The following is a 25352-nucleotide window of genomic DNA, read 5'->3' on the forward strand; positions in this document are numbered from 1 at the left end:
AATAAAAAAATAGGGTTCCCCCTATTTAATTTAAGCAATAACTTCTTTTTCAAATTTTTCTTCGTCTTTATTAACAGACTCAACTAACTCTTCTCCCAATATTTTTTTAAGAGAAGGAGCAAGCAATTTTCTTGTGAATTGAATAAAAGGTCCTGCAAAGAATGTTATTATCAAAGTTCCAATTCCGACAACTCCACCCATCAAATATCCTATAATAACAAGCACAAGATCAGAAATAACCCTTACAGTTCTATAGGAAAATTTTGTCTTATCACTTATTAATTCAGAAATTCCGTCAGTTGCACCAACTCCTAAATCTGTAAAAATATAAATTGTAACACCATTAGCTATAATAAATGTTCCAATGAAACAAATTATAATTCTGTAAATCATATCTAAATCTTGTAAATTAAGCCAACCAAAAAGAACATTCATAGCTTCAACTGTATAACCTATTACAAAAATAGCTAAAATTGATGATATATTTATATATTTTCTATCAATAAGAAATATTGCACTTAAAAATACTATATTAAAAATTACTGCACAATTTCCATAACTTAGTCCTAATTGTTTAGCCATTCCTAGGTCAACTGTACTTGCAGGGTCAACTCCCAAATTTACTTTAATTGTAAAAAATACACCTATCCCCAAAATAATCATTCCGATTATTGACATAGCAATCCTAATAAATAATTTATCTTTTTTCATTTTTCTCTCTCCTACCTAGATATTTTATAAAAAATAGAAATAATTGTCAATATTTAAAAATGGATTTTTAAAGAACTTTGTTAATTTTTATAAAAATTCTTTTAAGCCTATCTCCTCATATAATATTAATTTATTATTTTAGTTATTTTATAGCACTAAGATTAATTTTAAATACCATCTTTATTTATTGCTATAATTATTTAATAAATTATATAGAAATCGCTTTACAAAAAAACAGAAAGTGATATAATTAAATTAACATAAAATATTTGGATTTTATGTTAGTTTAATTTATTTTTATTAGGAGGTGTTTTTATGAAAAAATTTTTAAAAATATTATTTGCATTTTGTCTTTTATTTGCACTAATTTCTTGTTCAAAGTCAAATAAAGAATTAGAAAAATTTGCAGGTAAAGAATTTAACGGCGCAAGTGGAGGCAGTATACTAATAATTTTAGAAAAAGAAAATTCGTTATTTTTTAGTGGAAAGCCTGTTATTAGCCCTAATACTAATTTAGACAATGTAAAAAAGGGTGCTTATGAAAAATCTAAATTACAAACTTACAAAAATCCAAAAATTGAAAGTAAAGATGGAAAAAAATATTTGACTGCCGATAATTTCCCATATAAACTTGAAATAATAGCAGAAAATAAAATTAAAGATGTGGATGACGATTATGAATACACTTATGTAGACTTAACAAAATAAATCGTACAAAGAGATGTTGATTACTTCAATCTCTCTTTTTTTTTCGAATTTATGATATAATATGAATATACTTATGCATTATAATAAGTATATTCATATTTCATCATAATTACCTTAATTTAGTTATAAAAATGGAATTATGATATAATATATATAGTACATTAATTAAAATATTAGAGGTGTGATTTTGAAACAAGCTATTTATAGAGAGTTTAGACCTAAAGATTTTACAAGAGTAGTTGGTCAAGCTCATATTGTTGAAATTTTAAAAAATCAAATAAGAACGGGAAATTTAGGCCATGCTTATCTTTTTTCAGGAATAAGAGGAACTGGAAAGACAAGTTGTGCTAAAATTTTCGCTCGTGCAGTAAATTGTTTAAATCCAATTGACGGAAATCCTTGTAATGAATGTGAAAATTGTAAAATGATTTTAGAAGACAAGGCTCTTGAAGTTGTGGAGATGGATGCCGCAAGTAACAGACGTATTGACGATATAAGGGAATTAAAGGAAAAAGTAATCTATCCCCCACAAATTGTAAAATACAAAGTTTATATAATCGACGAAGCCCATATGATTACAAATGAAGGCTTTAATGCTCTTTTAAAGATTTTAGAAGAACCACCTAAGCATTTAATTTTCATTCTTGCGACAACAGAAATTGACAAACTTCCTGATACAATTATTTCAAGATGTCAAAGGTTTGAATTTAAAAGGATTAATAATTCAGACATAGTTGAAAATATAAATTATGTTTTAAATAATCTAAATGTTGAGATAGAAGAAGATGGAATTAATTTAATTTCTGAGCTTTCTTCAGGGGCAATGAGAGATGCTTTAAGTCTTTTGGATCAGGTTGTTGCAACTGGAAAAGAAAAAATTACTATTGATGATATTAATGAATGTTTAGGACTTGTGAACTTAAATATGTTATTTGAGATTTCTAAGTCAATTTTAAATTCATCTAAAAACGAAACTATTGAAACTTTTAGAAATTTGGTAAAAAACGGAAAGACTCCACATAATATAATCATTGATTTAATCAAACATTTTAGAAATATAATTTTAGTAAAGAGTATAAAAAAAGAGCTTACAACTTTAAATGATGTTGAGTATAAGAGATATTTAGAACATTCAAATAAATTTGAAATGGATGAGCTTATTTTCATTTTAGAAAATCTTTTAGATGTTGAAGATAAGATGAAAAAAAGTGATATGCAAAATGCTCTAGCTGAACTTTTAATTATAAAAATCTGTTCATTTAAGAAAGAAAAATCTGAAATTGAAAAGAGACTTGAAACCCTTGAAACAATTATTAAAAGTGGAAATGTAAAAGTTGATATTGTAGAAAAAGAAGATATTTCAAATGAAGTAGCAGAAAACAATATTGAATCTGTTCAAAATACGGAAATTATAGAAGATATAGAAAATACTGAAAATGCAGAAAATACAGATGATATAAAAAATATCGAAGAAACAGAACAAGAGGAAAATATAGAAGATTTTGAGCAATCCACAGAGGAAGAGAATGAGATTCACGAAAAAATTGAATTAACTTCTTTTAAGGATGTTTTAAAAGAAACTATTTTCAAAAAAACAGTTTCTAAACTCTTTGATGAAAGTGTAAAAGAAATTTTCTATTTTCCAAAAGATAATTTCTTGCATATTGATTGTAAAGAATATTTATTTAAGTTTGGAAGTTATAAATTAGATGAAAATAATTGTTTTATTTTAAAAGAAACAGCTGTTTTGAATGATTTCTTTACAAGGGTTAATATGCCTGTTCAAAACTCATTGACAATTTATGCAAATTTTATTGGTTAGAATGTTGATTTTTAAGTTATTGTAGTATTAAGAACGGAGGTATCTTATGAAAAGACTATTTAAAGTTATTTTATTGCTTTTTGTTTCTATTTCACTTACTTCTTGTTTAAGAACTGAGAAGCCATTTCCAGAAAATAGAGAACAACTTGCTTTTAATGTCGACAAGACAGATTCCATAAACAAATTAAATTTAGAGATTTTTACTAAGCTATTAGAATCTAATGAAGGGAAAAATTTTGTTTTATCTTCCCTTTCAATTCAGAGATGTTTGGATTTGATTTCTTTTTGCACGGAGGATAGAGAAAATTTAGAGTTCTTAAAGAATTATGATGATGCTCATCTTCAAAACTTAAAATTAAAAAATTCTAATTTAGCAAATTTAATTTTAATAAATACTAAAATTTTTACTGGAGATACAAAAAATTTAAACTATGATAATATTAAAACTGTTAAAAACGGAAAAGATGCTACTAAAGTATATCAAGATTTTCAAAAAAAGAATTTGAAAGAAATTCTAGATAAAGAAGAATTCAAGAACGACTTCATTATATCTTTTATTGATGCTGTGAATTATGATGCAAATTGGGATAAAAAGTTCGATGAAAAAAATACAAAAATGAAGGAATTCACAAAATTAGATGATTCTGTAATTAATGTCAATACAATGTATAATCAATTTAAGGATAGTTTAGCTATATCAGATAATGAAAAAGAAGCTTTTGTATTAAGTGCAAACGAGTCAAAAGTTTATTTCATTAAGCCTAAAACTAAAAATTATTTTTCTTCTAAAAAATTAATGGAATGTATAAAGGCTTTTAATGATAATAGCGAAAAAGCTGATGTAAATTTCTTCTTGCCAAAGATAGAAACAAAATCAGAAGTTGATTTTAAATCATTATTTCCTGAGCTTGGGCTTGAGAAGATGTTAAATGGTTATAAATTAGAAAAATTATTAAAAAATGTTGGAGTTAAAGTAACAGATGCAAAGCAAAATTCAATTATAAAGATTGATGAGAATGGTGCAAAAGCTAAGGCTGTTACAAAAATAACCAATAAGGCCACAGCTATTCCTGGTAAAAAAGAGATAACTATAAAGATGGATAGTCCTTTTTATATTATCATAGTAGACCATGATGAAAAAAGCAAATCAAATCTAATAACTTTTTCAGCCTTTATAACAGATCCAAGTAATTAAAAATTTTATCAGTTAGAATGTTGATTTTTAAGTTATCGTAGTATTAAGAACGGAGGTATGCTATGAAAAAACTATTAAAAACAATTTTTTTGATGTTCATTTCAATTTCTTTAGTATCTTGCACAAAGACGGAGAAATTATTTCCTGAAAACAGAGAAAAACTGGTATTTGATGCATCACAGACAAAGCAGATAAATAAAGTAAATATGGATATTCTTACAGCTTTATTAAAAAACAAAAAAACTGACGATAATTTAATTCTATCCCCTCTTTCAATACAAAGATGTTTAGATTTAATCTCTCTTTGTACTGATGATAGAGAAAATTTACAACTTTTTAAATTTTATGATGAGGCACATCTTCAAAATTTAAAATTTAAAAATACTAAGTTGGCAAATTTGATTTTAATAAACTTACAAAACATCAAAGGTGAAACTAAAAATCTTAATTATGACAATATTAAAACAGTTAAATCAGCAACAGAAGGAACAAAAGCCTATCAAAAATTCCAAAAATCCAACTTAGATGAAATTTTGGATAAAGAAAAAATATCTGATGATGTTGTAGCCAGTTTTATCGACACAATTAATTACGAGGTAAAATGGAAACAACCATTTGACGAAAAAAAGACTGAAAAAAGAGATTTTACAAAATCTGATGGTTCAAAAATACAAGTTGATACAATGTATAATCATTTTGAAAATGTAACAGCTATATCTAATGATGTAATGGAAATATTTTCTATTAGGTCAAATGATTCAAATATTTATTTTATAAAGCCTAAAGAAGAACAAAATTTTTCTGCTGAACAATTACAGAATCTTATAAATACTTTTAAAGAAAGTAATGAAAGATATGATGTAAATTTCTATTTGCCAAAAATAGATATTAAATCACAGGTTGATTTTATGAATCTATTTCCAAAGATTGGACTTGGAAAATTATTAAATGAATTCAAAATAGAAAGATTATTGCCAGATATGAATGTTAAGGTTAGTAAGGCTAAACAAAACGCTATATTAAAAATTGATGAAAAAGGTGCCAAAGCAAAAGCAGTAACAAAAATAGATGTTAAAGAGACAAGTATGCCTGTAAAAAACAAAAATATTGATATTAAAATGGATAGACCTTTCTATATATTCATTGAAGATTATGATGAAAATAGTAAGACTGAATTGATAACTTTTTCAGCTTATATCTCAGATCCAAGTAAAAAATAAATATAATTCAAAGTCGGTTAAAGGCAGTATCGGATTTCTTATTCGATATTGCTTTTTTTATATCTAAATTTGTTGAATTTACTTTATCTTGTTATTGTAAATTATTGATTTCTCACAAAAAAAATGCTATTATAAAGTATGATTTTTAAAGTTTTATGTTATTTGATTAACAAAAAAAATTTCAATAACAATGTAAAACTAATTTAGAATAATTAAGTTATTTTTAGGAGGTAGTTTATGGCTAAAGGTGGTTTCCCTAAATACGGTGGCGGTATGAATATGGGTAATATGATGAAACAAATGCAAAAAATGCAAAGAGAACTTGAAAACACTCAAAAAATGTTAGATGAAGAAGAAGTTTCTGCTACTTCAGGTGGTGGAGCAGTTGAAGTAACTGTCAATGGAAAAAAAGAAGTTTTAAGCATTAAACTTGATCCTGAAGTTGTTGATCCAGATGACATTGAAATGTTACAAGATTTAATTATGACAGCTATAAATGAAGCTAATAGAAAAGCTCAAGAAAAACACGATTCAGAAATCAATAAAATAACAGGCGGAATTAATATTCCAGGATTATAAAAATGAACAATTATACTAAATCTATAGATGAAGTTATTCATTATTTGTCAAAACTTCCAACTATCGGAAGAAAATCCGCAACTAAAATGGCTTTAAAGATTTTAGAAATGGATGATGATTACACAATTGAATTTGCAAAAAGTCTTATAAATATGAAAAAGAATACTCATCATTGTAAAATTTGTGGAAATTTAACAGAAGATGAAATCTGTAATATTTGTGCTGATGAAAAAAGAGATAAGTCAATTATTACTGTTGTAGAAGATATGCAAGGCGTTATTAGTTTGGAAAAAACTAAGGCTTATAAAGGAACTTATCATATTTTAAATGGTCTTGTTACTCCAAGAGAGGGCATAACTTTGGATGACTTAAATGTAAATTCACTTTTAGATAGAATTGAAAAAGATAATGTAAAAGAAGTTATTTTTGCTATCAGTCAAACAATTGACGGCGAATTGACTGAGCTTTATATTGTCGATTTGCTAAAGAAATTCAAAAATCTTAAAATTTCAAAAATTGCAAATGGAATTCCTATAGGTAGAAGTGTAGATAATTATGATGAATTAACATTTTTAAAGGCATTAGAAGATAGAAGAGAGATAGAATATTAGGTTTCTAATGTTTATGGGGGAAAATATGAAATCGACAAATAATAACTTTTTATCAGGAGTTCGTCATTCAATTCCTATATGGATAGGTTATATTCCGTCAGCGATAACTTTTGGTATTCTTTGCAATACTAATTCGCTAGGTTTATTGCATGCTTTCTTAAGTTCTTTTGTTTTATATTCAGGAGCTGCTCAATTTATGTTGGTAGGTTTTTTAACATCAAGTGTTCCTCTTTTTGGAATTGCAGTTTCCGTTTTTTTATTGAATACAAGACTTTTCCTTATGTCTGCTACACTTGGAGCGACTGTAGATAAGGTAAATCACAAAGCATTCCCTATCGTAGGATGGTTATTAACAGATGAAAGTTTTTCTATACTTTCATTTAATAAAGAAAAAGTAAATACACCTTTTACACTTGGAGTACAAATTCCTCCATATTTTATCTGGGGAATTTTCACGATAGTAGGTTACTTTTTGGGAGACTTTTTACCACAGAATATAAAAGTGGCTTTTAGTGTTGGTCTCCTTGGACTTTTCGTAGCACTTCTTGTTCCAAATGTAAAGAAACATCTAGTAACAGTAAGAGTTGTCATCGTAACAGCAATAATATATGCTATTATTTATTATACAAAATTATTTCCTCTTGGCTGGGATATAGTTTTTTCAATAATACTTTCTTCAATAGTAGGTATATTCTTAATCGGCGATGAAACTTTAGAAGATGAAGAAGAAATAAAAGAATAAGGAGAGAATAATAAGAAATTATGGATAAATATTACTATTATATAGTTGGTACATTAATTGCCGCTGCTGTAACTATAATTCCAAAAGTTCTTCCATTATTCTTTCTTAAGGGAAAAACTTTTAATAAAAAATTGATGACTTTCTTTAAAATTGTACCTTATACTTCAATGTCTGTACTAATTTTAAGAGAAGTCTTAGTTGCAGAATCAGCTAATAAATTAATGTATGTAGTTACAATTGGGGTTGCTTCAGTAGTTTCATATATAACTAGAAATATGGTACTGACTGTATTTGCATCAATACTTACAACATTTCTTTATATGAATTTATTTATTTAAAAAAACAAGGAGCTCAAAGCTCCTTTTTTCATGCAAAAAAAGATACTGATTTAATCAGTATCTTTTATAAATTATTCTTGTTCTATCTTATCAGTTAATCTTTCCATTTCGTCAATTAGACTTCCAATGTACTCAATTGTATTAAGAAGTGGTGCATCTGTTGTAATGTCAACATCTGCCATTTTTGCAAGATCTACAGGATTTTTGCTTCCTCCAGCTTTAAGTACTTCAATCCATTGTTTTGACTTTGAATTATCTTTTAAAATATTTAGACACATTTGTGTTCCGATTGTTAAACCAGCGCTGTAAGTGTATGAATAAAGTCCCATGTAGTAATGAGGTTGTCTCATCCATGTTCTTTCAACTCCATCTACAAGTTCAACATCTTCACCAAAGAATTTTTCCATAGTTTCTTTAAAAATAGTATTTAAAGTTTCAGCATCAACAGCTCCACCTTTATCTATAATTTTATAAACTTCTCTTTGATAATATGCTTCTAAGAAATGTGTTACGAAATTATGATAATATGTTTTTGAAATTATTTCAGAAAGAATCCATCTTCTTTCCCTATCAGTCTTTGCTTTTTCAAGAAGATAATGAGCCATAATCAATTCATTTGTTGTTGAAGGTGCTTCTACAAAATAAGTTGAACAATCAACATTTAAAATATTTTGATTTTGGTGGCAAAGTGAGAAATGGCCACCATGTCCAAGTTCATGAGCAATAGTAAGAATATCAGACATATTTCCTGACCAAGTTAAAAGTACATAAGGATGCACTTTGTATGGACTTGCGCAGAAAGCCCCTGATGCTTTTCCTTCATTATCCACATAGTCAATATATCTATTATCAAAAGCTCTTTCCAAATATGCTTTATAATCATTTCCTAAAACGGACAACCCTTCTATAACCATATTTTTACATTCATCAACACTATAAACTTTTTGGAATTCAGAATCTAATGGCATTTTCATATCTGAAAAAGTCATCTTATCTAATTTATTTACTCTCTTTAGAAGTCTTGCATATTTTCTAATATGTGGTGCAAGTTTTTCCATAATAACGTCACATTGTCTATTGTACATATCCATTGTAACTTCTTGTGAAGATAGAAGATAATCAAAGACACTGTCGTATTTTCTAACTTTAGACATAGCCTTATCTTGTTGAACATTGCTATAATATGCACTTGCGAAAGTATTTTCGTATTTTTCTAAAGTCTTGTAGAATTTCTTAAAAGCATCTCTTCTAAATTCAGTATTTGCATCAACTTCAAAACTTCCTTCAAAAACATTGTAAGTCATTGGAGTTTTTACACCATTTACTTCAACATCTTCAAAAGATAAATCCTGCATTTTAGATTGTTGGTAAACTCTGTAAGGAGTTTCAAAACTTCCTGATAGAGCTGATAATGTACTTTCAACTTCTTTTGATAAAGTATGATCTTTTCTGTCTAAAAGTTTTTCTAAAAATCTTCTATTTTCAGAATTTTCTTTCATAGCCTTTTCTATAATTCTCTTGTCGTTTGCTAAAATTTCAGTTTCTACAAAGCTAAGTTTGGCATAAACTGGAGCAATAGTATTTTCAAAATCAACCATTCTTTCAAATTGTTCTTTTCCACCTAAATCTGTTTCATAGTCCAAACTTGCATAATTTGCAGTTAAATCAATCAATACATAAATAGGTTTTAAATCTTCCAAACAACTATTAATAGTACAATAGCAGTCAAGTTTCCCCTCATAAATCTTCACTAGCTCATCTGTTTTATCTACTATTTCTTTAAGGGCTTTTTTATAATCTTCTTCTGTTTTAAAAAGATCAGTCAAATCCCAAGTTAAACTTTTATCTACTTCATTTCTTTTCATATCATACCTCCAAAAATGTTTTCTTCCACAATATCTATTCTACCATATTTAAAAAGTTTTTTCATTAGTTTATTATAAAATATTTAATAATATTTAACAAAAAATCGAGATTAAAATATAAATAATAATCTCGATTTTAATGCAAATTTTCACTTTATCAATCACAAACAGCAATAATTCTATAAAAGTCTAATCCCAAATAATCCTTTGATTTTTCAAAATCTTTCTTTGCTTTTTCAAAATTTTCATTTAACCATTTATCTACATCTTCGTTTTTAGAAAGCATATCATAGAATTTTGCTTCATCAACTTCAGAATGAATGCTTTGATAGCATCTTGTAATCTTTAAATTACCTTCTTTATCTTTAGTAACAGTAAATTCTAAAACTAAAGAATTGTCACTAATTTCATCCGATTTAGAATAAGTAAATTTAGTAATAACCTGCAATTTAAAGTTAAAAATATTTCCATCTTGTTTCCACTTTTCAACATCTACAGGTTTTACTGTAACTTCGTATCTATAATAATTGTCCAATTCTTTACTCTTTAAATTATTATACTTAATTTTATAATTCATAAGTTTTAGGACATCCTTTGAAAAATAGAGCTCTAAATTATTTTTTTCTCCCAAATCTCTATTGTTATAAAATTTTACAATGGCATCAGAAGCAAAATCTACTTCTTTTGACAATGCCTTGTCTTTATCCTGAATTTCATCTTGAACATCTTTAGATATGGATTTATTTGTACTAAAAGACCATAATACCAATATAGAGAAAAAGCTAAATATTATAATTCTTTTTATTTTCATAAAAATCCTCCTACAATCAATTAAATACTAAAACATTCCATCCTAATTAAATTATACCATATAACATTTTCTGTTTTCAAGTAATATTGAATTAAATTGATATGTTAAAAAATATAATAAATTTCTTTAAATTTAAGAATAATCACAAAAAATCTTTATAAAAAACCGTTTTTCCTATTGAGTTTTTTCTTAATTTCTTGTAAAATATGTTTAGACAAAATACGAAGTTTTGTATTTTTTTGTTATTTTAGTTTTTTTATTTTTAAGGAGAGAGAATATAATGAACAAAAAGAATAGCATAGTTGATATGTTAACGTTTGGTTTTGCACTTTTTGCAATGTTTTTTGGAGCTGGAAATTTGATTTTTCCTCCATATTTGGGAGTTCTTTCAGGTAGCTCTTGGTTTATCACATTTTTAGGTTTTACAGTTACTGCTGTTGGCTTGGCTCTTGTAGCTTTAATGGCTGTTACATATTATGAATGTGATATAATGAGATTTTTTAGCCCAATCGGAAAGAAACCTGCATTAGTTTTAAGTTTTATGGTTATTATGTGTGTTGGACCACTTCTTGTAATTCCAAGAACTGGAGCAACTGCTTATGAAATGGGAATTAAGCCAATATTAGGTTTTCATAATATTTTTACAATATCTATAGTAGCAATTATTTTTTATGCTTTAACTTACTTTTTAACAGTAAGACCATCAAAGGTTGTTGATATTATTGGAAAATTTTTAACTCCTTTTTTAATTCTTGCACTTGTTGTAATTATCGTTAAAGGAATTATTTCCCCACTTGGTGTTCCTGCAGAAACTGCTAAAATAGATAGTGTATTAGGAAAAGGATTAATTGACGGCTATCAAACAATGGACTGTTTCGTATCTTTAGCAGTAGGATCAGTTTTATTATTAACATTAAAAAATAAAGGTTATAACGAACCTAAACAACAGGTTAAGATGTTATTTAAATCAGGGATTATTGCTTGTACTACTTTAGGATTAATTTATGGTGGACTTACATATTTAGGAGCAACTGTTTCTGCAGAATATGGACTTAATATTGAACAATCACAAATTATCGTAAATGTAACACAAAATCTTTTAGGAAATGCAGGAAAAGTTGCATTAGGTTTGGCTTCATTCCTTGCTTGTCTGACAACAGCAATCGGGCTTACTTCTGCATCAGGAGAATATTTAGTAAATATTACAAAAGGAAAAGTAAAATATTCTACTTTTGTACTTTGTATTTGTATTTTTGGTGCAGTAACAGCTATAATTGGAGTTAATGGAATTGTAAAAATAGGTGCTCCAATACTTGCAGTTGTTTATCCACCAACAATTGTTTTAATTATACTTGCATTTTTTAAAGATAGAATTAAAAATGATTTAATCTTTAAACTACCTACATTTACAGCTGTTACAGTTAGTTTTATTCAAGTATTTTATGAACAAACAGGACTTTTTGAATTTATAACTATTTTACCATTGAGTAGCGTAGGTTTTAACTGGATAATTCCAAGTTTTATTGCATTTATAATAGCATTATTTATTAAAAAGAAATAATTTTTAATAAAACTTAAAGAAAAAGGTGATGTTCGAAATATAACATCACCTTTTTTACAAACAAAAAAGCACGATAATTCGTGCTTTGTTTTGTTAAATTAATCTTGAGTAGAATTCTACTACTAATGAGTCTTGAATTTCAATTGGAACTTCGTCTCTTTCTGGCATTCTTGTTAAAGTTGCTTTTAATCCTTCTTTCTTTTCGATGTAAGGAACAACTCCTAAGAATGTAGATTCAAAGTTTTCTTTGAACATTTCAACTTTTTGTGATTTTTCTCTTAAAGTGATTTCATCTCCAACTTGTACAGCGTATGAAGGTATATCAACTTTCTTTCCATTAACAAGCATATGTCCATGAACTACCATTTGTCTTGCTTGTCTAATTGAAGAAGCAAAACCCATTCTGTAAACAAGGTTATCTAATCTTGTTTCTAACATCATAACAAGAGCATCCCCTGTTATACGTTCTTTTTGTCTAAGTGCCTTTTCTACATAAGTTCTGAATTGTTTTTCCATAACTCCATAGTAAGCTCTTAATCTTTGTTTTTCAAGTAATTGTAAACCATATTCTGTTAATTTTTTGTCGTTTCTTGCAAGACCTTTACCCATTCTTTTGTTAGCTTTTGGGTGTCCGCATACATTTAAGCCTAGTCTTCTTGATTGTTTAAATCTAGGTCCCATCATTTTTGCCATATTTTCATACTCCCCATAAATTATTTGCCGCGATAATTTATAGCCACGTTTAAATTATACAACTTTTTTTATCTTTTGTAAATAGCTTTTTTATGTTTTTTTCAAGATTTTTTAAATAAAAGCTCCCCCATTTACATTTAAAACATGTCCTGTTATATAAGAAGCTTCTTTTGAAATTAAAAATTTTACGGCATTTGCAATTTCTTCTGGCTTAGCAAGTCTTTGTAGAGGAAATTCTGAACAGTACCCGTCAATGCTCTCCTTTGGCAAGTCTTTTAACATATCAGTATCCACTCCACCTGGAGCAACTGTGTTTACAGTTATTCCAGAATATCCAAGTTCCTTTGCAAGAGCCTTATTCATAGAAATAATCGCCCCCTTAGTCGCAGAGTAATGCGCTTCAAGTGCTCCTCCTGTAACTCCCCATATTGAACTAATTCCGATTATTTTACCATATTTATTATTTACCATTGAAGGAATGGCTCTCTTTATGCAACGATATGAACCATGTACATTTACATTAAAGATATCTTCCCATTCCTCTTCTGTAATATCTTGAAAAAATCTTACACTTGCAATTCCAGCATTATTTATTAGAATATCGACATTTCCGAATACTTTTTCTATTTCATTAAACATATTTTCAACTTCGATAGTTTTTCTTATATCTGCTTGTACCATCAAGACATTTGGATTATATGTTTTTATTTCTTCAAAAACTTTTTTTGCCTCTGTTTCATTTTCTTTATAATTTATAACTATATTATAATTTTCTTTTGCCAAAGCCTTTGCAATTGCAGAGCCAATCCCCCTTGATGAGCCAGTTATAAGTACAGTATCTCTTTTCATAATATCTCCTTTTAAAATAAATACTAATTAAGTATACCACAAAAAAATATAAAACGAAAATTTTAAGGTTCAGTTTAGTTATTTAATGGTAAAATATGGTATAATATAAGTAACATTATATTTACATTTTATGTAATTATAAAAAATGTTAGGGAGGTATTGGTATGAAATTACAATTTATAGGTAAAAACATTGAAATTACAGATGCTTTAAAAGAAATTACTGCAAAGAAGTTCGAGAAATTGGATAAATTTTTCTCTAAGGATATCGAAGGTAAAGTTACTTACAGTGCAGTTAAAAATGATAAAATTTTTGAAGCTACAATTTATTTACCAAACAGTACAATACTTAGAGCAGAAGAAAGTACAAATGATATGTATACTTCAATAGATATAGTTTTAGATAATCTTGAAAGACAAATAAGGAAAAACAAAACAAAGTTACAAAGGAAATATCAAGCATTAGAAACTATAAGATTTGAAAAAATAGCTGAACCTTTGGAGGAAGAAGAATCAAAGATTGTAAGAGTTAAAAACTTTGATGTAGCTACAATGTCTGAAGAAGAAGCCATTTTACAAATAGAGCTTTTAAATCATGACTTTTTCATTTTCAAAAATGCAAAAGATTCAAAAACAAATGTTCTTTATAAGAGAAAAGATGGAAATTATGGTTTAATAATAGCTGATTAAGTAATAAAACAAGTTTTAACAAAAATCGCAGACGAAAAGTCTGCGATTTTTTTGTGGAATTATAATTCTTAAAAAGTATTTTTCAATACAGAACTTTTTGATATTCTAGGGACTTTAGGAGATCTCTCCGCTCCGTTTCACTCCGGTCGAGATGACGTATTAGGGGAATGACTATGCTTGTTATTTTGACATTAAACTTTTATCTCTCTGACATATATTTCTTCACCTCTTCAGAAGTTAATTTTCTAACCTCTGTATTTTCATATTCACGGTATTCATCAACTATAAAAGCAGGTTTCATAGTTTCACAAGTTTTTCCCTTATTTCTTTTTAAATATGTCTTTAAACTTTCTTCCCCTTCAAAAATCTTATAAGAAAGTCTTCCATTTTCACTTTTTATCTCATAAATTCCACAAGGTTTTTTCATCGTGTAATCTGCAGTTCGCAAATATAATTTTGCAATCTCTAAAGACTTAAAAGGAAAATTCCAACGTTGCAAATCTCTTACGGGGTCGTGATCGATACAAATACACCTTCCACAAGTACCACAAATGTACTGAGTGTGGTTCTCCAAACAATCTATAGGATTTAATAGCGGAGTAATCCTACTTTCATTTACATAACATTCTTTACACATAAAAACACATCCTTTCATTTATAAAAAATCATAGTTTAATAAAAGTTAAATTATGATTATTTTTAATTTTGATATTAAAAAAGTCAACAATTCTCAGTTGTTGACCTTTTTCACCTAGTTTTTATTCAATATTTTTTCTAAAGAATCTAAATCTTGTTCTTTAGTAATATACATATCTTCATCTTCTGCATTATATTTAACTATAGAATAATCTTTATATTTGTATATTAATGTACTTCCATCTTTTGATAATTCACTTGTACAGTTATTATCTTTCTTATCTTGTTCAATTTTTTCAATAAATTTATCCTCATCTAAAATTCCCTTTGAAATGGCATCTTTTATTGAATATTCTTTTCCATCTACTTTTACAGTAAAATTCATTCCAACTGTATATATATCAAAAGACATTTTATCATTTTTTTCTGCAACTTTTTTCACATCATTATTTCCTAAGTTTTTAACAACGAAGTTCAATCCTTTTTCATCTTTCTTTTCTTCAGTTGGTTTTTCTTCTTTTTCCTTTTCTTCTTTCTTTTCTTCCTTATTCTTTTCGTCTTCTTCTTTAATATTCTCTTTAACTTGTTTTTCTTTAACAGTTACTTGATTATTTTCTTTTGGTTTTTCTTCAGTTTGTTCCTTTGATTTACAAGAAACAAGAGCTCCGCAAAAACAAATTATTAAAGCAGTAATCAGAAATCTTTTTTTCATAGATTTTCCCTCCTTTATAATGTTAACTCAGTTTACCAAATATAACAAAAAAAGTCAAATAGAGCTAATCTATTTAACTTTTTATATAAATATTTAAGTTATATTAACGGATAATATAATATAGAATTAAAATTACACCAAGAACTATTCTGTAATATCCGAAAACTTTAAAATCATGCTTTTTAATGTATCTCATCAACATTTTAATTGCCATAACAGAAACTACAAATGCTACAAACATCCCAAGTATTAAGATAAAAAATTGAAAAAAGCTAAAAGCAAAGCCAAATTTTCTAAGTTTTAATAAACTTGCACCAAACATAACTGGAATTGACATAAAGAATGAAAATTCTGCAGCTAAGCTTCTTGAAAGTCCAAGAATTAATGCTCCAATAATTGTAGCTCCTGATCTTGAAGTTCCAGGAATTAAACTTAAAACTTGAAAACATCCTACATAAAAAGCTAATGAATAGCTTAAATCTTCAAATCTTCTTATATTTTGTTTCTTAAATTTCGGATTATTTTCAACAACTATAAATAAAATACCGTATAAGACTAAAGTAAATGCAACTGTTGGGAAATTATAAAAATATTTTTCCAAAGTCTTATCAAAAAGCACTCCCAAAACTCCTGCAGGAATGACCCCTACAATAACCTTTAACCACATATTAATTGTATCTTTTTGTTGCTCCTTAGTTTTCTTTTTAGAAAACGGATTCAACTTATTAAAATACATAATTACAACCGCAAGAATCGCTCCAAGCTGAATAACAACTAAAAACATCTCCTTAAATTCAGCTGATTGATTTAATTGTAAAAATTCATCAACCAAAATCATATGACCTGTACTGCTCACAGGTAACCATTCAGTAATTCCTTCAACAATACCTAAAATAATGACTTTGATTATATCTAATAACCACATAATATTTCTCCTTTAATTTTAAAATTTAAAAAACTCTAATCAAAGTTTATCACATTTTGATAAATTTGAAAAGAGTTTTAAAAAATCACAATAATATTTATTACTTTTTAATTACTACTCTATCAGAAATATTTTCTTTTGCTTTTTCAGCAGGTTGCTCAACAATTCCGCCAAAAGGCATTTGAGCAACTAAAATATAACTTTCGGGAACATCAAAAAGTTTTTTTACAAATTCGTCTATAACTGGATTATAATGTTGGATAGATGCCCCTATTCCCAATTCCCTGAGGCCAACCCAAATATTTGATTGCAACATTCCATTTGCTTGATTTGCCCAAATAGGGAAGTTATTGGCATAAGCAGGGAATTTTTCTTGTAATCCTTTTACAATAGATTCATCATAAAAATATAAAATTGTTCCTGCTCCTGCTTTAAAACTATCAATCTTTTCTATTGGAACTTTTCCTCCAAAAGCATCAAAAATGCCATCCCATAGCTTGTCTTGTTGTTCGCCTAAAGCGACAACCACTCTAGCACTTTTCATATTAAATGCATCTGGTGTAAATTCTGTGGCTTCCTTAACTAACTCTATAACTTTATTTTCATCAACCGGTAATTTTTTTGAGATGTTATAATAACTTCTACGTTCTTTTAAACTATTTACTATACTCATTTTTTCCTCCTAGTATAAATATTTTTATTATATAAATTAGTTTTTTATTGTAATTTATAGATGTTTTATACCCCAAAAAAATATTTTAATTTAAAAAAATTGGTGTAAAAAACACCAATTTTTTAATTGTGAAACAACAAGGTTCCCGGGAACCCACCCGATGCAAAGCATCGTGGAAGGGTGGGGTTCTTATTATCTTATTTGTTTTTTAAACTCAAGAGCTTTTGTAAATGCTCTATTTTTACATAAAATATAAAAAACAGGAACTCCTACCGCATAGATAACTAAGGCTTCAGAAAGCATTAGTTCCCCTAATATACCCCAAAATCCTACAGGATTAGGCAACATAAGATATATTTCCAATGCTATTGGAATCATTCCGACAACTACAGGAACTAAACAAGCCAAATAAAAGTTTTTCATTTTAGTCATAATCAATGCAACCACAAATGTTGCCAAAGTTCCAACTACCATATCGACAATTCCTACCGTACTTGCAATATTTGCTAAAAAACAACCTAATGTTACACCAATTGTGTATTCTGGATTAAAAAATGGTAAAATTGCTAAAGTTTCTGAAAGTCTAAATTGTAAACTTCCGTATCCCAATCCAAAAGATTCTGAAAGAATTGTCAATACAACATAAATAGCTGCAACCATTCCCTGTCTTGTAATTTTTTTTACGTTCATATTTCCTCCTTTTTGGAGTGCTTTGTTCAACAAAAAAAGGGCAAATGTGCCCCAGCACTTGATTTTTAAAGTGGGTGCCAAGCAAAACACTATTTTTCTAAATTTAATTTCTATAAAAATTACCGTATAATTTTAACATAAATAAAATATTTTTTCAACAAAAAAGTGGTGAAAACACCACTTTTATATCTATAAAATTATTTAGATAATTGGTCAAAAGCTTCTAATGCCTTTGCTCCATAAACTGTTGAAGGTCCTCCGCCCATAAGAACTGCAACAGAAACAATTTCTGCTACTTCATCTCTTGAAACTTCCAAATTAATGATATTTCTTACATGCGCTTCAATACAACCTTCACAACGAACAGCTACTGCAATACCTAGAGCAATACATTCTTTTTCTTTTACAGTTAATGCTCCTTCTTTCATAACTTCTCCGAAAAGATTGCTAAAAGCTTTCATTTCATTAGGAATAGCAGCTCCTAAATTTTTTGAATTTTCTACAACATTTTGTAATCCTTTTACATGATCCATCTTAAAAGACCTCCTTTTATTATTGTATAATATTACATACCCATATTTATTCAAGTATAATACTTATCAATTATAATAATTTTCTATGAATACTATTAAAAATTTTTATAAAAAAACGAAGAATCTTTAATTCTCCGTTTTAGTAATTTCTTTTTTAAAGTTTAAAATTTCTTTTTCTACAAACTCCATTGTTTTTAAATTTATTTTTTCATAAAAAGCTATTAATTCTTTAGCTTCTGGTGTTAGTGTTGATCCACCTCCACCTTTTCCCCCAATTTTACCTACAAGAAGTTTGCAGTTCAAATCTTTTTCGGAGCGAATTATCATTTTATAGGCTTTTGAGTAAGCCATTCTCATTTCTTTACATGCTCTGTTAATTGATTTATATTCATCAATCAATAAAAGCAATCGATATAATCCATTTCCAAATGAATAATCTTCATTATATAAAGTTATTTTGATATTAAAATTTTTTGGAAACTCCAACATAACTACAACTCCTAATCTTTATAAGCAAAGTAATAGCAAATAGCTACTATACTTCCCCCTATTATATTTCCTAATGTTACAGGAATTAAATCATATATAACTGCACCAGCACCTATGTCTGATATTATAAAAGAATATGAAAGATAAAACATATTTGCAACACTATGCTCAAATCCACAAATCAAAAACAGTATAACAGAAATTGCACATGCACAGAATTTTGAAACTCCATCTTTACACGCATAGGACATCCAAACTCCTAAACAGACGAAAATATTACAACCTATTCCCTTAAATAAAAGAACTGTAAAACTTTCTGTAGTTTTTGCAAGGGTAATTTTATGTAAAAATGCAAGCATATCCGGTGTCATAACACTTGCAAAATAAACAATTAATGATACAAAAACAGAACCGACAAAGTTAAATAGGTAAACAAATACCCAATTTCTAAACATTTTTGGAAATGTAATTCTCTTTCCCAATGCAGGAGCTACCATCAAAACATTCCCTGTAAATAAATCAGCACCAGCAACAACAACAGCAAAAAGTCCAAAGGAGAAACAAACTCCTGAAATAAATTTTCCATAAGTTGGATTTAAACTTGCCATTCCTGTATTTACTACCACATAAGATAGTCCACTCAACGCAATAAATAACCCCGCTAAAAATGCTAAAATTAGCATTTTATTTAATTTATAATTTGCCTTTCCCTCTCCGATTTTATACAACGATTCTAATAATTCTGATTTCCCTATAACTCCCATAATGTCCTCCTATCTTTTTTAAAAAATAGAAATTTTTCAAAAGTTGGTTATAATAAAATTATTTTTTCTTAAAATAAGATTTAATTGTTTCTATGATATTCATAATCATATCTACTTTATCAACCACACTATCTACATTTTCTCTAATATCCATTGTAGTATCAACAACTTGTTCTGCAACAAATCTTGTAGATGTTGTAATATCATCTGTAATTTCTCTTACATTTTCAAGTGTCAAACTCACATTTTCTACACTATCAGTTATATCTTCTTTTGTTTCGGCTAGAATTTCATCTGTCTTTTCAAGAATTTTGTTTGAATTTGCAATAGCTTTATCAGCATTTTCAACCAAACTTGGTAATTTTTCAGCACTTGCAACCAAACTTTCTTCGCTTTTTTCTAAAATTTTGTTGATTCTACTAAAAACTTTTATCAACTTAGTAAAGAAGCAAATACAAGCTAGCAAACAAACTATAGCCACTAAATAAAGAATAACTCTTAAAGTTAAATCTAAATCTATTGTTACCATTTTTTCCTCACTATTCTTCTATTTCTTCTTTTATATCCATTTCTTCAACTTCTGGAGAAATTTCTGTCATATTTCTATTTGCAAAATCGTCATATTTTTCTCCAACAGCTTCTTTAACTTCTTTAGCTTTTTCAGCAACAGCTTTAACTGCACTATTTACATTTTCGCTTACATATTCAACACCGTCTTTTGTTACTCTAACGATATCTTCTCTAGTTTCTTTACCTGATTTAGGAGCAAATAAAATTCCTACCCCTGCACCAACAGCAACTCCAGCAGCAATTTTTGCAGCACTAGCTGCCTTTTCTTTTCTTATTTTTCTTCTAACTTCTCTTTCTCTTTCTAAACGTCTTTGTTCAATATACTTTGATAAGCTCATAAAAAAACCTCCTAATTATTTATTATATTATTAAAAATGTCTTTTGGCTCCTGTCATTATATAAACCTTCGCATTTGAAGGTGGGCAAACTGTCTTAAATCTCACGGTTTCTCCATAATAGAGCTGCCATCAAAGTAAGAACTCCGTAATCCCTTATTAATTCTGTAGGCATAATCAGACAGGAACCTTAGACAATATTATTATATCACACTTTAGTTCAAAAAGGTAGTACTAAATAAAAATGTATAAAATTTTTACAAAATTAATAATAGAATATTCACAAATATTTAATTTATAAAAAAATATAATTCAAATACTGGATAAAAAAAGACGATATTTCTATCGCCTAATTTTTTATTTATTATCTACCAACATCATTTTTTCTCTTTCATATCCGATTTTAACTCTATAATAGCCTTTTAATTTTTTATCCACTTCTTCGTCCATTGTATAAGCTACAAGATGTCCTGATGTTATACTCTCCAACTTACCATTTGTTGCAATTATTATAATGTCTTTTTTGTCGATTTTTCTTAAAACATTTGCACTTAATTGTTGATTTCCACGACCAAAAACATAACCTTGACCACCCATTGGAGTTACAATCAAAATAGCTCTTTCATCTCCTATTACTTCAAGTATGTCTTTTTCGCTACAATCTTTTTTTACAAGTTTTTTATTTTTTATTATATCAACACCCAATACTGTGTATGGTAAGTCCAGTTCTTTCATAATGTACATTGGAGTTGTTCCTGAACCAATTATATAAAAAATATCATCTTTCATATCATCAATTATATCACATGCTATTGAAACTTGAGCATCACTATCTGATTGAGGAGTTTGTGATTTTTTGTTTTGTAAATACCTTTGATCATAAGGTACTTTTAAATAACCGTAAAGTCTAACTTCCACTCTATCATCTCTAAAGGCATCTTCGTCAATATCCACAACATCTTTTTCAATTACCGGAAGCTCAACTCCATTTATAACTTCAAAAAGCAAACTTCCAGCTTGTTCAGGAGTATTTCCATAAACAGGTGAATGGATTTTTACTCCTGCAGGAACTCCGATTACAGCTATTTTATCTTCAATAACAGAATAAACATCTCTAGCTGTTCCATCTCCACCAACAAAGAAAATCAATTCAATATCATTTTTTAAAAAGTATTTCAAAAGTTCTTTTGAATCTATAACTGAAGATTTTTCTTTAGAATTATAGACAACTTCATAATTTAGTCCAAGTTCTTTACATTCTTCTTCACCCATTAGACCACTTGCCGTATAGATTTTAAACTTATCTTTTAATTCAACAACTTTAGCTAAAGCTTTCTTTGCCTTTTCAGGAGCTTCTTGAACAGCACCAAGAGAAATTGCTTTTTCTAATATATCTTCACCATCGGTTCCTTTAAGTCCAACTCTACCACCCATTCCAGCAATGGGATTTACTAAAAGTCCAATTTTTTTCATAATGACCTCCTCTATTTAAGTACTAAATTGTTTTTGAATTAATATTTTATAAAAGTTTTATACCCTAATAATATCAAGTATAAAATAATAAATCAATATTTTTGAATAACGTTTCTATTTTTTTAATAAATAATTTTAGTGTATAGAATATATATCTTAAATTTTTTCATTAAGAAAATAATATAAAAAAATAAAAAGTTTTTTGACAAATAGTCATCATTTTTTGATTATTTTAACTTTTGTAACATATTTTATGTAAAATTAAAAAAATTTTATAAAAATATTAAAATTTATTTTAATTTTTTGAAAAACTTTTTAAAAAATTAATGTTTTTTATTTTTTTACTAATAGTTATAAGATTTCTTACCAATTATATTTCTGTAGATAAAGTATTTAAATAAAATTATAAAAAACTTCTCTATTTTTTTATAATTTTTTTAATATTAAGGGTATATTTTTTATATATTACTAATCTATAAGTTAAAATAAAAACGTTTTTGTTTTCCTATTAATCTATTTTGTTAATTATACAAATAATTATTTTAGTTTGATAAAAAACTTTTTATGTTTTTGTAAAAAGACTATTGTATTTTTTATTTTTTTATACTATAATTACATTAAGGAAAAAGGGTTATCTTATGAGAGGTAATTGATTTCTATTAAAATTTAAGGAGGAATTTGATATGGCTGCACAAAAAACACCATTGTACGAAAAACACATTTCATATGGAGGAGAAGTTGTAGATTACGCAGGTTGGTTATTACCTGTTAAATATGAAGGATTGGCTGCTGAACATAATGCAGTAAGAAATAATGCTGGATTATTCGACGTTTCACATATGGGAGAAGTTACTGTTAAAGGAAAAGATGCTTTTGACTATGTTAATCATTTAATCACTAATGATTTGACAACTATTGGTGATGGACAAGTTATTTACTCTTTATTATGTAATGAAAACGGTGGAGTTGTTGATGATTTACTAGTTTACAGAAAAGGTAAAGATGATATGTATATTGTAGTTAATGCTGCAAATACAGATAAAGACTTTGCTTGGTTCTTAAAACAAAAAGGAAATTATGATGTAGAAATAAAAAATATCTCATCAGAAACTGCACAAATTGCATTACAAGGCCCTAAAGCTGAAAAAGTTTTACAAAAATTAGCTAAAAATGTCGATTTAGCAAATGATATAAAATTCTTCACATTTAAAGAAAATGTTGAACTTGGAGATTGTGGAAAATTCTTAGTTTCACGTACAGGATATACAGGTGAAGACGGATTTGAAATTTACGGCTCCGGTGAAGATATGAATAAATTATGGGATGAAATCCTAAAAATCGGCAAAGAAGACGGAGTTATGCCTTGCGGTTTAGGTTGTAGAGATACTTTGAGATTTGAAGCAGCTCTTCCACTTTACGGAAATGAAATGGATGACGTTATAACTCCACTTGAAGCAGGTCTTGGTTATTTCGTAAAATTAAAACAAGAAGCAGACTTCATAGGTAAAGCTCCTTTAGCAAAAATGAAAGAAGCAGGAGTTCCTAGAAAGTTAATCGGTCTTGAATTGACAGGCAAAGGCATTGCAAGACATGGAGCGAAAGTATTTAAAGGCGATAAAGAAATCGGATTTGTTACAACAGGTTATATGTCACCTACATTGGGCAAAACTATTGCAAATGTAATTGTTGATGCGGATCAAGCTGAAATAGGAAATGAAGTTCAAGTTGAAATTAGAAATAAAAAAGTTCCTGCTGTATTAATCAGTAAGAAATTTCTTAAAAAATAATTAAATTATTAGGAGGTAAATTCTATATGTATCCTTATATTTCTCTAACAGAACAAGATGTTAAAGATATGTTAGATAGCCTTGGTGTTAATTCTGTTGAAGATTTATTTTCAGATATTCCTGAAGAATTAAAATTAAAAAGAGAATTGAATATTCCAAAAGCAAAGAGTGAGTTGGAAGTATATAACTATCTAACTAAGTTAGCAAGTAAAAATGCATCTTCAAGTGAATATACAACATTTTTAGGTGCTGGTGCTTATGATCATTATATTCCTGCTGTTATTCCAACAATTATTAGCAGAAGTGAATTTTTAACTTCATACACTCCATATCAACCAGAAATCAGTCAAGGTACTTTACAATATATATTTGAATTCCAAACAATGATTTCTAATCTAACTGGTATGGAATATGCGAATGCATCACTTTATGATCAAGGAACAAGTTTAGCAGAAGCTGCAATTATGACTGCTCATCATGCTAAAAAGAAAAAAGTTTTAGTTTCCGAAGCCATTGCACCTTGGTCAAGAGAAGTTTTAAAAACTTATCTTCATGCTCAACATATTGAAATGGAAGTTGTTAAAACTTGTAACGGTGTAACTTGTATTGATGATTTAAAAGCAAAATTAAATGATGAAGTTGGAGCTGTTTTAGTTCAAAATCCAAATTTCTTCGGTAATATTGAAGATGTAACTAAGGTTTCTGAACTAGCACATGGATTTAAAAAATGTTACTCAGTAGTTTCTGTTGACCCTTCTTCTTTAGGAACTTTAAAGAAACCATCTGATTGTAATGTTGATGTAGTTGTTGGTGAAGCTCAATCACTAGGTATTCCTATTTCATATGGTGGACCATACTTAGGATTTATGGCTGTTAATAAAGAATTTTTAAGAAAGATTCCAGGAAGAATAGTTGGACAAACTGTTGACAGAGATGGAAAGAGATGTTGGGTTCTTACTCTATCAGCCAGAGAACAACATATTAAGAGAGATAAAGCTACTTCAAATATCTGTTCTAACCAAGGTATCAATGTTTTGACTGCAGCAATTTATATGGATCTTTTAGGTAAAGAAGGTCTTAAAGAACTTTCAAAACAATGTATAAAGAAATCCCATTATCTTTATAAGAAACTTTTAGAAACAGGTAAATTCGAAAAAGTTTTTGATGCACCTTTCTATAAAGAATTTGCATTAAAAGCTAAAAAACCGGTTTGTGAATTAAATAAAAAATTATTTGAAAATGGTATAATCGGTGGTTTCGATCTTGGAAAGTATTATCCTGAATTAGAAAATGTTATTATGTTTGCAGTTACTGAAAAACGTACTAAGGAAGAAATAGACAAACTATGTAAGGTATTGGAGGAAGCATAAT

28 protein-coding genes are annotated in these 25352 nt (G+C 27.8%); 12 read left to right on the forward strand and 16 right to left on the reverse strand.

The genetic code is table 11. The features are described 5' to 3' along the window. Positions 1-30: 30 nt before the first annotated feature. Complete coding sequence (locus VJI77_RS04570) at positions 31-711, reverse strand: YczE/YyaS/YitT family protein (protein ID WP_323988456.1); 681 nt, start codon at positions 709-711, stop codon at positions 31-33. 315 nt (positions 712-1026) lie between these two features. On the opposite strand from VJI77_RS04570, the gene VJI77_RS04575 reads away from it, so the two are divergent. The 8 genes from VJI77_RS04575 (at position 1027) to VJI77_RS04610 (ending at position 7926) form a co-directional block, all read left to right on the forward strand. Further along, complete coding sequence (locus VJI77_RS04575; protein WP_041954655.1) at positions 1027-1419, forward strand: hypothetical protein; 393 nt, start codon at positions 1027-1029, stop codon at positions 1417-1419. A gap of 187 nt (positions 1420-1606) precedes the next feature. Then, positions 1607-3241 carry a DNA polymerase III subunit gamma/tau gene (gene dnaX / locus VJI77_RS04580; RefSeq protein WP_442953977.1) on the forward strand — a complete coding sequence of 545 codons (1635 nt, stop codon included), beginning with the start codon at positions 1607-1609 and terminating at the stop codon, positions 3239-3241. Positions 3242-3287: 46 nt separating this feature from the next. After that, on the forward strand, positions 3288-4436 hold the full coding sequence (locus VJI77_RS04585; protein WP_323988458.1) for a serpin family protein: 1149 nt from the start codon (positions 3288-3290) through the stop codon (positions 4434-4436). Positions 4437-4498: 62 nt separating this feature from the next. Next, on the forward strand, positions 4499-5656 hold the full coding sequence (locus tag VJI77_RS04590; protein ID WP_323988459.1) for a serpin family protein: 1158 nt from the start codon (positions 4499-4501) through the stop codon (positions 5654-5656). 237 nt (positions 5657-5893) lie between these two features. Then, positions 5894-6235 (forward strand): YbaB/EbfC family nucleoid-associated protein, encoded by a 342-nt coding sequence (locus tag VJI77_RS04595; protein ID WP_009355034.1) that lies wholly within the window; start codon positions 5894-5896, stop codon positions 6233-6235. A gap of 2 nt (positions 6236-6237) precedes the next feature. Further along, positions 6238-6846, forward strand: a complete 609-nt coding sequence (gene recR / locus VJI77_RS04600; protein ID WP_009355106.1) for a recombination mediator RecR — start codon at positions 6238-6240, stop codon at positions 6844-6846. A gap of 25 nt (positions 6847-6871) precedes the next feature. Then, the gene (locus tag VJI77_RS04605; protein ID WP_009354625.1) at positions 6872-7588 is read left to right on the forward strand and encodes an AzlC family ABC transporter permease; all 717 of its coding nucleotides are present in this window, start codon (positions 6872-6874) and stop codon (positions 7586-7588) included. A gap of 20 nt (positions 7589-7608) precedes the next feature. Next, positions 7609-7926 (forward strand): AzlD domain-containing protein, encoded by a 318-nt coding sequence (locus tag VJI77_RS04610; protein WP_009355097.1) that lies wholly within the window; start codon positions 7609-7611, stop codon positions 7924-7926. A gap of 71 nt (positions 7927-7997) precedes the next feature. Here VJI77_RS04610 and pepF read toward each other — a convergent pair whose 3' ends face one another. Together pepF and VJI77_RS04620 are read right to left on the reverse strand one after the other, a co-directional pair. Beyond that, entirely contained in the window at positions 7998-9791 is a 1794-nt protein-coding gene (pepF, locus tag VJI77_RS04615; protein WP_323988460.1) for an oligoendopeptidase F, read from the reverse strand. A gap of 157 nt (positions 9792-9948) precedes the next feature. Then, on the reverse strand, positions 9949-10602 hold the full coding sequence (locus VJI77_RS04620; protein WP_323988462.1) for a hypothetical protein: 654 nt from the start codon (positions 10600-10602) through the stop codon (positions 9949-9951). Between the two features lie 280 nt (positions 10603-10882). Here VJI77_RS04620 and brnQ point away from each other — a divergent pair, with 280 nt between their 5' ends. Continuing rightward, positions 10883-12163: a branched-chain amino acid transport system II carrier protein gene (gene brnQ, locus VJI77_RS04625; RefSeq protein ID WP_323988464.1), complete on the forward strand. Its 1281-nt coding sequence runs from the start codon at positions 10883-10885 to the stop codon at positions 12161-12163. 93 nt (positions 12164-12256) lie between these two features. On the opposite strand, the gene rpsD is transcribed toward brnQ, so the two are convergent. After that, on the reverse strand, positions 12257-12856 hold the full coding sequence (rpsD, locus tag VJI77_RS04630) for a 30S ribosomal protein S4 (RefSeq protein WP_029950238.1): 600 nt from the start codon (positions 12854-12856) through the stop codon (positions 12257-12259). Positions 12857-12967: 111 nt separating this feature from the next. Further along, positions 12968-13705, reverse strand: a complete 738-nt coding sequence (gene ymfI / locus VJI77_RS04635) for an elongation factor P 5-aminopentanone reductase (protein ID WP_323988466.1) — start codon at positions 13703-13705, stop codon at positions 12968-12970. 164 nt (positions 13706-13869) lie between these two features. Between ymfI and hpf the strand changes: the two genes are divergently transcribed. After that, a complete protein-coding gene (gene hpf, locus VJI77_RS04640; protein WP_323988468.1) occupies positions 13870-14394 on the forward strand; it encodes a ribosome hibernation-promoting factor, HPF/YfiA family in 525 nt (174 codons plus the stop codon). A 199-nt stretch (positions 14395-14593) separates the two neighbouring features. Here hpf and VJI77_RS04645 read toward each other — a convergent pair whose 3' ends face one another. The 11 genes from VJI77_RS04645 to VJI77_RS04695 all read right to left on the reverse strand — a co-directional run bounded on the left by VJI77_RS04645 (position 14594) and on the right by VJI77_RS04695 (position 22194). Next, entirely contained in the window at positions 14594-15031 is a 438-nt protein-coding gene (locus tag VJI77_RS04645) for a hypothetical protein (RefSeq protein ID WP_323988469.1), read from the reverse strand. A gap of 114 nt (positions 15032-15145) precedes the next feature. Then, positions 15146-15742 (reverse strand): hypothetical protein, encoded by a 597-nt coding sequence (locus tag VJI77_RS04650; RefSeq protein ID WP_323988470.1) that lies wholly within the window; start codon positions 15740-15742, stop codon positions 15146-15148. Between the two features lie 103 nt (positions 15743-15845). Continuing rightward, the gene (locus VJI77_RS04655; protein WP_293439471.1) at positions 15846-16667 is read right to left on the reverse strand and encodes an undecaprenyl-diphosphate phosphatase; all 822 of its coding nucleotides are present in this window, start codon (positions 16665-16667) and stop codon (positions 15846-15848) included. Between the two features lie 100 nt (positions 16668-16767). Continuing rightward, positions 16768-17340 carry a nitroreductase family protein gene (locus VJI77_RS04660; RefSeq protein WP_323988471.1) on the reverse strand — a complete coding sequence of 191 codons (573 nt, stop codon included), beginning with the start codon at positions 17338-17340 and terminating at the stop codon, positions 16768-16770. Positions 17341-17532: 192 nt separating this feature from the next. Next, positions 17533-18030, reverse strand: coding sequence for a QueT transporter family protein (locus VJI77_RS04665; protein ID WP_323988473.1), 498 nt, complete (start codon positions 18028-18030; stop codon positions 17533-17535). Positions 18031-18227: 197 nt separating this feature from the next. Next, positions 18228-18563 (reverse strand): carboxymuconolactone decarboxylase family protein, encoded by a 336-nt coding sequence (locus tag VJI77_RS04670; protein WP_009354766.1) that lies wholly within the window; start codon positions 18561-18563, stop codon positions 18228-18230. A 126-nt stretch (positions 18564-18689) separates the two neighbouring features. After that, positions 18690-19052 (reverse strand): winged helix-turn-helix domain-containing protein, encoded by a 363-nt coding sequence (locus VJI77_RS04675; protein WP_323988474.1) that lies wholly within the window; start codon positions 19050-19052, stop codon positions 18690-18692. A gap of 11 nt (positions 19053-19063) precedes the next feature. After that, positions 19064-19816 carry a formate/nitrite transporter family protein gene (locus VJI77_RS04680; RefSeq protein ID WP_323988476.1) on the reverse strand — a complete coding sequence of 251 codons (753 nt, stop codon included), beginning with the start codon at positions 19814-19816 and terminating at the stop codon, positions 19064-19066. Positions 19817-19874: 58 nt separating this feature from the next. Then, positions 19875-20345 carry a hypothetical protein gene (locus VJI77_RS04685; RefSeq protein WP_293439481.1) on the reverse strand — a complete coding sequence of 157 codons (471 nt, stop codon included), beginning with the start codon at positions 20343-20345 and terminating at the stop codon, positions 19875-19877. 10 nt (positions 20346-20355) lie between these two features. Then, positions 20356-20724, reverse strand: coding sequence for a YtxH domain-containing protein (locus VJI77_RS04690; protein ID WP_323988478.1), 369 nt, complete (start codon positions 20722-20724; stop codon positions 20356-20358). A gap of 354 nt (positions 20725-21078) precedes the next feature. Further along, positions 21079-22194: an ATP-NAD kinase family protein gene (locus tag VJI77_RS04695; RefSeq protein ID WP_323988480.1), complete on the reverse strand. Its 1116-nt coding sequence runs from the start codon at positions 22192-22194 to the stop codon at positions 21079-21081. A 683-nt stretch (positions 22195-22877) separates the two neighbouring features. Between VJI77_RS04695 and gcvT the strand changes: the two genes are divergently transcribed. Then, the gene (gene gcvT, locus VJI77_RS04700; protein WP_323988481.1) at positions 22878-23981 is read left to right on the forward strand and encodes a glycine cleavage system aminomethyltransferase GcvT; all 1104 of its coding nucleotides are present in this window, start codon (positions 22878-22880) and stop codon (positions 23979-23981) included. A 26-nt stretch (positions 23982-24007) separates the two neighbouring features. Beyond that, a complete protein-coding gene (gene gcvPA, locus VJI77_RS04705; protein ID WP_323988482.1) occupies positions 24008-25351 on the forward strand; it encodes an aminomethyl-transferring glycine dehydrogenase subunit GcvPA in 1344 nt (447 codons plus the stop codon). The last annotated feature ends 1 nt before the right edge of the window (position 25352 follow it).

Source organism: Parvimonas sp. D2 (assembly GCF_035282635.1).
GTDB lineage: Bacteria > Bacillota > Clostridia > Tissierellales > Peptoniphilaceae > Parvimonas.

Coding starts and splice junctions, on each gene's coding strand:
- VJI77_RS04570 (WP_323988456.1), bottom strand. CDS start 711: ATGAAAAAAGATAAATTATTTATTAGGATTGCTATGTCAATAATCGGA.
- VJI77_RS04575 (WP_041954655.1), top strand. CDS start 1,027: ATGAAAAAATTTTTAAAAATATTATTTGCATTTTGTCTTTTATTTGCA.
- VJI77_RS04585 (WP_323988458.1), top strand. CDS start 3,288: ATGAAAAGACTATTTAAAGTTATTTTATTGCTTTTTGTTTCTATTTCA.
- VJI77_RS04590 (WP_323988459.1), top strand. CDS start 4,499: ATGAAAAAACTATTAAAAACAATTTTTTTGATGTTCATTTCAATTTCT.
- VJI77_RS04595 (WP_009355034.1), top strand. CDS start 5,894: ATGGCTAAAGGTGGTTTCCCTAAATACGGTGGCGGTATGAATATGGGT.
- recR (WP_009355106.1), top strand. CDS start 6,238: ATGAACAATTATACTAAATCTATAGATGAAGTTATTCATTATTTGTCA.
- VJI77_RS04605 (WP_009354625.1), top strand. CDS start 6,872: ATGAAATCGACAAATAATAACTTTTTATCAGGAGTTCGTCATTCAATT.
- VJI77_RS04610 (WP_009355097.1), top strand. CDS start 7,609: ATGGATAAATATTACTATTATATAGTTGGTACATTAATTGCCGCTGCT.
- pepF (WP_323988460.1), bottom strand. CDS start 9,791: ATGAAAAGAAATGAAGTAGATAAAAGTTTAACTTGGGATTTGACTGAT.
- VJI77_RS04620 (WP_323988462.1), bottom strand. CDS start 10,602: ATGAAAATAAAAAGAATTATAATATTTAGCTTTTTCTCTATATTGGTA.
- brnQ (WP_323988464.1), top strand. CDS start 10,883: ATGAACAAAAAGAATAGCATAGTTGATATGTTAACGTTTGGTTTTGCA.
- rpsD (WP_029950238.1), bottom strand. CDS start 12,856: ATGGCAAAAATGATGGGACCTAGATTTAAACAATCAAGAAGACTAGGC.
- ymfI (WP_323988466.1), bottom strand. CDS start 13,705: ATGAAAAGAGATACTGTACTTATAACTGGCTCATCAAGGGGGATTGGC.
- hpf (WP_323988468.1), top strand. CDS start 13,870: ATGAAATTACAATTTATAGGTAAAAACATTGAAATTACAGATGCTTTA.
- VJI77_RS04645 (WP_323988469.1), bottom strand. CDS start 15,031: ATGTGTAAAGAATGTTATGTAAATGAAAGTAGGATTACTCCGCTATTA.
- VJI77_RS04650 (WP_323988470.1), bottom strand. CDS start 15,742: ATGAAAAAAAGATTTCTGATTACTGCTTTAATAATTTGTTTTTGCGGA.
- VJI77_RS04655 (WP_293439471.1), bottom strand. CDS start 16,667: ATGTGGTTATTAGATATAATCAAAGTCATTATTTTAGGTATTGTTGAA.
- VJI77_RS04660 (WP_323988471.1), bottom strand. CDS start 17,340: ATGAGTATAGTAAATAGTTTAAAAGAACGTAGAAGTTATTATAACATC.
- VJI77_RS04665 (WP_323988473.1), bottom strand. CDS start 18,030: ATGAACGTAAAAAAAATTACAAGACAGGGAATGGTTGCAGCTATTTAT.
- VJI77_RS04670 (WP_009354766.1), bottom strand. CDS start 18,563: ATGGATCATGTAAAAGGATTACAAAATGTTGTAGAAAATTCAAAAAAT.
- VJI77_RS04675 (WP_323988474.1), bottom strand. CDS start 19,052: ATGTTGGAGTTTCCAAAAAATTTTAATATCAAAATAACTTTATATAAT.
- VJI77_RS04680 (WP_323988476.1), bottom strand. CDS start 19,816: ATGGGAGTTATAGGGAAATCAGAATTATTAGAATCGTTGTATAAAATC.
- VJI77_RS04685 (WP_293439481.1), bottom strand. CDS start 20,345: ATGGTAACAATAGATTTAGATTTAACTTTAAGAGTTATTCTTTATTTA.
- VJI77_RS04690 (WP_323988478.1), bottom strand. CDS start 20,724: ATGAGCTTATCAAAGTATATTGAACAAAGACGTTTAGAAAGAGAAAGA.
- VJI77_RS04695 (WP_323988480.1), bottom strand. CDS start 22,194: ATGAAAAAAATTGGACTTTTAGTAAATCCCATTGCTGGAATGGGTGGT.
- gcvT (WP_323988481.1), top strand. CDS start 22,878: ATGGCTGCACAAAAAACACCATTGTACGAAAAACACATTTCATATGGA.
- gcvPA (WP_323988482.1), top strand. CDS start 24,008: ATGTATCCTTATATTTCTCTAACAGAACAAGATGTTAAAGATATGTTA.